This window comes from Thermodesulfobium sp. (assembly GCF_053498235.1).
The window spans coordinates 1-7460 of sequence record NZ_JBRCUV010000007.1; the positions used below are offsets into that span (position 1 = coordinate 1).

The following is a 7460-nucleotide window of genomic DNA, read 5'->3' on the forward strand; positions in this document are numbered from 1 at the left end:
ATTTTACTTCATTTATCACAATTTCAATATCTTTATTGTCCTTAAAATACCCTAGCCTTTTATTTTCTAAATCTAGCAAAGTTAGCAAATTCTTTTTTAAATCCTCTTTTGGATTAAAACTTAAAGAATTATTTAACGAGATATTCTCTAAAAATTTTTCAAGTTCATAAAAATCAACTTCCTGGATAAACTTATCAACTGCAAAATCTATTATTTCATCGACATCAATTCTTATATTACTTGCTAAGATATTAGTTTCGAATGGCATAACTTTAAATATTCTTGCCATAAAACTATCAATAGTACTAACTTGAAACTCACTAAAGTTATCAAATATTAAACCAATTAATTTCCTAGAACGAATAACAATTTCTTCAAATGGAAGAGATAGAATAGCCTTTAAATTTTCTTTATCAGAATCATCTAATAACCCTAAAGAAATCCTTTTTAACCATTCTAATATCCTTTGCCTCATTTCGTTTGCAGCATTTTTTGTAAAGGTCAAAGCTAAAATATTTGTTAAATTGTTATTCTGAATTCTTTCTGATAAAATAAATTGGCAAAACCTTAAACTTAACAAATAGGTTTTGCCCGATCCCGCAGATGCATTAACTACATAAAAATGAGGAAAGGTTAGCTCATCATCTCTTTGTAATCTACATAACTTTTTTATCCCATTTACCAAAGAAAATTACCTGGTCACCAAACGTTAAAATCAAACTATTGATTAAATCTCTCGACCTTTTTTAACCAACCTTCAGGTCCTTTTATCTTACCATTTTGTATGCTTGTATAAAGTTCATAGATTTTTTTAGTAAATTTTCCAACCTTTCCATCTCCAACTGTAATTGATGAACCATCTTCAAAAACATATTCTCCCACAGGAGATATAACAGCAGCAGTACCAAAGCCGCCAGCCTCTATGATTCCACCTGATTTAACTTTATCAATAAATTCATCTAACAAAATTCTCTTTTGTATAACCCTTAATCCTAAAGAATCTTGGAGTTCAATTATAGATTCTGAAGTTATGCTCCTTAATATGGTATCTGTAAATTCTGGAATAACAACCGTTCCGTCTTTTTCTATATGAAAATGGTTCATTGCACCAGCTTCTTCTATGTATTTATTTTCAGAGTCAAGATATAAAACCTGACTTGCACCAAATTTCTTTGCAAATTCTCCTGCTCTCAAAGAAGCGGCATAATTTCCTGCAGCTTTAGCAGCACCCGTACCTCCACTAACAGCTCTGTGAAATTGTTTCGTTATCAACAGTTTTATGGGCTTGGTAAAGCCTGCTGGGTAGTAAGGCCCACTAGGGGAGAGTATAACACCGAATATATATTTGCTAGATGGGTGTACTCCAAGAGAATCCTCAGTAGCAAACATAAATGGTCTTATGTAAAGAGAGGCTCCCTCTTGAATTGGAAACCACAATCTATCAACATCTATCAAAGCATGTATAGCTTTTATTTGTACTTCCTCATCAATTTTAGGCATGCAAAGGATTTCAGCAGAAATGTTTAATCTTTTAGCATTTTTATCAATCCTAAACGTGTATATCTCACCGTCATCATGCATAAAAGCCTTTGCGCCTTCGAAAAGTGCTTGGCCATAGTGAATTGCGATAGCACCAGGTGGAACTGGAATATCCGAATACGGCACTATCCTTGCATTTTGCCATTTAGAATCCTCATAATTTAACAAAAACATATGATCAGTTCGTAACTGTCCAAAAGAAAGAGTTGAAGTAGGTTTAAAGGGTTCAGATCTCCTATCTGATTTACTTTTTAACTTATAATCTATTTGCATCTTTAAATCCTCCTAACAAAATAAAATATTGTTAATTTCTAATCAAACAAAAAGTATTTTATAGTTTTACCATCCTTTACTTTTTTAATTTTATTACTCTCTACTAATTTATTTAAAATACTCTCAGCTGCCGCTATTGGATCGCTTACGCTAAATCTGTATCCCTGGAAATGATTTCCAACTTTAACGTCTTTAATCGAATTTGCTATCTCATTTAAAGTAACTCCACTCGAATGATTTGAAACAAAAGAAATAATTTTCTTTTCAAGTTTGATACTAATTTGCTTTTTAAGCTCTTGCGGCATTTTATAAGAACGTCTATAACCATATATATAAAGCAACGCGCCCATAACAGCAAACGATAAAGTTCCTAAAATATATATTTCTATACTCACAAAATCTCCCTCATTTTGTTTTAATTAACTTAACTAAATTATTATTAACCAAAATTCTAATAAAAACAACAAGTCTTTCGAGAGTCAATTCGGATTCATTTTTAAAATGATTTTGCATATTAACCAGTATATCTTTCACATTATAGTTTCCATTACAATGTTGCCATACAAATTGACCATATTCATCCAAGTTTATAAAGCTTTTCCCATAATTCGGAAACCATCTTTCAAATACTTTGCGCAAAAATCCAGCGTGATAAACGATCAGCCTAAGCTGACCGTTTATCACTTCTTCTGAAATATTGGAATTCTTAACAGGATACATCATCAAAAGATTATTATTATTCTTTTTAAATCCAAGCAACCTTTTTATTCTACCTCAACCTTTTTCTTTATTAGATAAATATAAACACCAATTGCTAATAGAAAGTATATTAAAAGAGAGACAGGATTAACAAAACCTCCCCAAGTAAAGTTAAGCGAAATATTAATATTTTCATAGACCAAAAATGCAAGAATTACACCCATAAGCGAGCCACCTGCAATAAGGCCTGAATTTAAAAGAACACCTTCTTCTATTTTTGCTTTTAAAACGTCCTTGTTCTTAATTGATTTTGAAAGTATTAATTGTAACAATCCACCAGTTGCAATTGCTGCAGAAGTTAAAATTGGCAAATACATTCCTACCGCGAAGGCTAAGACTGACAAGCCTAAAATCTCAGCAATAATTGCTACAAAACCGCCTATTGCAACAAGTGCCCATGGCATTGTACCGCCAACCACCCCTTTTATAACCAAAGACATAAGCATAGCCTGAGGAGCTGGCAATTCTTTTGTACCAAATCCATAAGCATGACTCAGCATTACTAAGATTGAACCTATTACAAAGGATGATGCGACAGCACCTATAATCATCCCATATTGCTGCGCTTTAGGAGTAGCACCTACTAGAAAGGCTGTTTTCAAATCTTGAGATGTATCACCAGCGACCGCAATAGCAATACAAACAAGGGCACCAGTAATTAGAGTTGCAACCATTGCAGTATCTCCAACCCAACCAAACAATCTAAAAACTATAGCTACCAAAATTATTGTTCCTATAGTCATGCCAGACACAGGATTACTCGATGAACCAATAATACCAACTATTCTAGAAGATACAGTTGTAAAGAAAAAGGCAAATATTAACATAAGAAATGCCCCAATAAAACCAACATTAAACTGCGGTGTAAGAGCGACATAGAAAAATATAATGCCTACAATAATAAGGATCAGCAAAAAGGACATATCTCTTTGAGTACGTATATCCTTTATGCCATTATTATTTTTGCTCTTATTTAAACCTGTCATTGTAGCCTTAAAAGATCCAATTATTGTTGGCAAAGATTTTATCAGTGTTATAAAACCTCCTACTGCAACAGCACCTGCACCAATATAACGAATATAAGTACTCCAAAGTGCCCAATAACTCATTTGAGAAATTGGTACTTTTGATGGATAAATTGGAGCAGTTAGACCTCTGCCAAAATAGGAAATCAAAGGCATTAACACAAGCCAACTAAGCATACCACCAGTAAACATTGTAAATGATGCTCTAGGACCAATTATAAATCCTACACCCAAAAGAGCAGGCAAGGTATCAAAACCGATTGCAGCCCCCTTTAACCCTGGAATACCCCAATCTGGTGTTTCATTCCAAAGTCCTAAACCGTCCATTAAAAATTGATAGAGCGCACCGATACCTATCCCCATAAAAACTGTTTTTGCACCTGTTCCACCTTGATCTCCAGCTACTAAAACTTCTGCACATGCTGTTCCTTCTGGGTAAGGTAAGTTGTGATGTTCATTAACTATTAAAAGCTTTCTAAGAGGTACCATTAGAACGACTCCTAAAACACCACCAAGTAATGCCATAGTATCAAGTTCTAATAAACCTGGATTGTACCCCCATAAAAACAAGGCAGGAATTGTAAAAATAACTCCAGAAGCTATTGCTTCACCAGCAGAAGCAATTGTTTGTGCAATTGTATTCTCTAGAATTGTGCCTCTTCTAAAGATACCTTTTAAAATTCCCATTGACATTACGGCGGCAGGGATACTTGCGCTAACCGTTAGTCCTGCCTTCATACCCAAATATGCATCGGCTGCACCAAAAACAATTGCCAAAAAAACTCCCAGAAGAATTGCCGTAACTGTAAATTCTGGGATTACTTTGTCAGCAGATATATAAGGTATGTAATCTTGACCTGAAACGTTAAGATAATTGAGCTTTTTCCTGCTTTCCATTAATTTCTCCTCCAAATCAAAATAACTGATACGGTAGTTTTAAATTTTATTGTTCGCTAAAAGTTTGATAACTTCGTCAGTGCTTCTGCATATATTGCAGAACACTTAATTAGATCTGGAATTCTAGCAAATTCATTTGCCTGATGACATAGATCCTCTTCGCCTTCAAAAAGTGGGCCAAAGGAAACGGTATTTGGTATATGCTTTGAATAAGTACCTCCGCCAATAGAAAGTGGAGGAGTATTTGAATTTACATACTTTCTGTAAACTTCTAACAAGGTCCTAACTAAAAAGTGGTCTTCTGGGTAAAAAAGTGGTCTATCTTTAAGCAAGAACTCAACTTTTGCACCAGTTTTTTCAATAATTTGAACAAACTTTTCGTTGATTGCATCGTAATCTAAAGTTACAGGAGTTCTGTAATTTATGTCCAGCGATAAAGTTTTGTCCTTAAAACTTACAATACCTACGTTAAATGTTAATTTCCCGTATTTATCTTCACAAAAAATTCCAAACTTCTTTGCATCAGTTTCACTATCTATATATGTAGCAAGCCAATCAATAACCTTTTTTGCTTTGATATTTAAGGGCAATTTGGAAAGAAATTCAAATAAGCCCATTATCGCATTCAAGCCAAGTTCTGGATGCGCCGCGTGAGAACTTTTTCCAATGCACTCAACATATACCTTTTCATCATACCTAACAGTCCACTTAAAGGGCTTTTCAGATTCAATTGTTTTTAAAATTTCAGATATCACGTTTTTATCGGCATTCTTTAAAACAGCGTAAGCTTTGTTAGGTACTACGTTTGCCTTAGTACCTCCAGTAATCTCTTCGATAATAATGCCGTCGTTGCCTTGGTCAATATCCCAGGATATTCTTACAAAAACCATACCCTTTTCAGAGTGAATCACTGGAAATTCAGCATCAGGGGAAAAGGCATAAATTGGAGGCTTTTCTTTAGAAAGGTACAAAGGCATATCGTTTGAGCCTTCTTCCTCATTTGTACCGAATAAAACCCTTATTTTCTTTCCTATACCTACTCCCAATTCTTTTATAGCATATAAAGAATAAAGTGAAGCGATAGCTGGTCCTTTATCATCAATTGCTCCTCTCGCGTATATTTTGTCTCCATCAATCCTCGCAACAAAGGGATCGCTATCCCAACCATCTCCTGCAGGCACCACATCAAGATGCGTCAAAGAAGCTACGTAATCGTCAGAATTACCATATTCCACTACTCCAACAGCATCGTTTACTACAAATGTCTTAAACCCCATTCTTTTTGCAATATTTAACGTCTCATCCAAACATTTCCTCACTTCTACGCCAAAAGGCGCTCCCTCAGTTTTTTCTCCATTTACGCTTGGATAAGATAAAATCTTTTTTAAATCTTCAATAAATTCTGCTTTTTTACTTTCAATAAAAGATAGATAATCCATTTTGAAATACATTCTCCTTTTTACTTAGATCTTAAATTTAAATTAAAAACAAAAAGCTTTACAAATTACATAAATTTCCCTAATCAACTACCACCACCCTCTTAGTTTCATAACCTCTATAATTCTTTTAATAGCCACTACATATGCTGCTTGCCTCATGCTGATATTGTATTCCCTTGCAGCTTTTAAAACGCTCTTATAAGCTTCAGACATTCTATGATTAAGCCTCTTATAAACAAGATCTTCGTCCCAATAATACATATAGAAGTTTTGAACCATTTCAAAGTAAGATACCGTTACCCCGCCTGCATTTGCAAGAAAATCTGGTATAAGGTGGATTCCCTTTTTAAACAGAATTTTATCGGCCTCAGGAGTAGTAGGACCATTAGCGAGTTCAAGTATAATTTTTGCCTTAATTTCATTTGCATTATTTTTTGTAATAACTTCCTCAAGAGCAGATGGCACCAAAATATCAACGTCCAAAAGTAAAAGCTCTTCATTAGTTATATCCTTTGCACCAGAAAAACCATTGACATGCCCAGTCTTCTCCTTGTGTTCCTTCAGGGCTTTAATATTAATACCATTTTGATTATAAATACCACCTTTGCTATCACTAATCGCTAATACCTTAATACCAAACATCTTTTCAGCAAGAAGAGCAGCATAATATCCTGCATTGCCAAATCCTTGAATAGCCATTGTTGATTTTGAAAGATCAAGGCCTAAATACTTAGATGCTTCTTTCAAAACATACATTCCACCTCTGGCAGTCGCATCTTCTCTGCCTTGGGATCCCCCCATCATAATTGGTTTGCCGGTAATAACTCCAAATTGATTTTTACCAATTATTTTAGAATATTCATCCATCATCCATGCCATAACTTGAGGATTAGTATACACATCTGGCGCAGGAATATCTTGATCAGGCCCTATTAATTGCCAAATTTTATCAATATATCCCCTAGCTAACCTCTCAAGCTCATTACTTGACATTTCTTTTGGATTACATATCACTCCACCTTTCGCCCCTCCCAAAGGTAGACCCATACAAGCTGTTTTCCAAGTCATCCACGCTGCCAGTGCTCTAATAGTATCTATTGTCTCCTCAGGGTGAAACCTTATGCCACCTTTACAAGGGCCCAAAGCGTTGTTATATTGAACCCTGAAACCATGAAAAACCTTTAAATCTCCATTGTCCATCCTTACTGGTATAGACACATGAATTTCTCTCATAGGTGTTCTAAGAATTTGCATTACATCACTCTTTATCTGCAGAATCCGCATAACCTCATCTAACTGTTCTTGGACTACCTCAAAAGGATTAATAAGATTCAACCTTCCCGCCTCCTACACATTAAAATTTTTAAAATTCTCAACTAAATTTAACATAATATATTTTATTATTTATTTAGTTCTTTAACAAATAACAAAATTCACATATAATAAATAAAAAAATTTTATATTATACAATTTTTTGTACTAAGAATATTATAAAACTTTTTAAAATAATTTGCAAATTTTTTTAAAG

General features: G+C 34.2%; 7 protein-coding genes. All 7 read right to left on the reverse strand.

Going from position 1 to position 7460, the window contains the following annotated elements; all coding sequences use genetic code 11:
- The coding region (locus tag ACWIUX_RS00365) for a UvrD-helicase domain-containing protein (RefSeq protein WP_448588736.1) at positions 1-685 on the reverse strand (685 nt) is incomplete at its 3' end.
- A gap of 35 nt (positions 686-720) precedes the next feature.
- A complete protein-coding gene (locus ACWIUX_RS00370; RefSeq protein WP_448588737.1) occupies positions 721-1812 on the reverse strand; it encodes a branched-chain amino acid aminotransferase in 1092 nt (363 codons plus the stop codon).
- Between the two features lie 38 nt (positions 1813-1850).
- Positions 1851-2207 carry a hypothetical protein gene (locus tag ACWIUX_RS00375; RefSeq protein ID WP_448588738.1) on the reverse strand — a complete coding sequence of 119 codons (357 nt, stop codon included), beginning with the start codon at positions 2205-2207 and terminating at the stop codon, positions 1851-1853.
- Positions 2208-2217: 10 nt separating this feature from the next.
- On the reverse strand, positions 2218-2571 hold the full coding sequence (locus tag ACWIUX_RS00380) for a PqqD family protein (protein ID WP_448588739.1): 354 nt from the start codon (positions 2569-2571) through the stop codon (positions 2218-2220).
- A gap of 5 nt (positions 2572-2576) precedes the next feature.
- Positions 2577-4493 carry an OPT family oligopeptide transporter gene (locus tag ACWIUX_RS00385; protein WP_448588740.1) on the reverse strand — a complete coding sequence of 639 codons (1917 nt, stop codon included), beginning with the start codon at positions 4491-4493 and terminating at the stop codon, positions 2577-2579.
- Positions 4494-4549: 56 nt separating this feature from the next.
- Positions 4550-5944 (reverse strand): dipeptidase PepV, encoded by a 1395-nt coding sequence (gene pepV / locus ACWIUX_RS00390; protein WP_448588741.1) that lies wholly within the window; start codon positions 5942-5944, stop codon positions 4550-4552.
- A gap of 75 nt (positions 5945-6019) precedes the next feature.
- A complete protein-coding gene (locus ACWIUX_RS00395; protein ID WP_448588742.1) occupies positions 6020-7267 on the reverse strand; it encodes a Glu/Leu/Phe/Val family dehydrogenase in 1248 nt (415 codons plus the stop codon).
- Positions 7268-7460 lie beyond the last annotated feature (193 nt).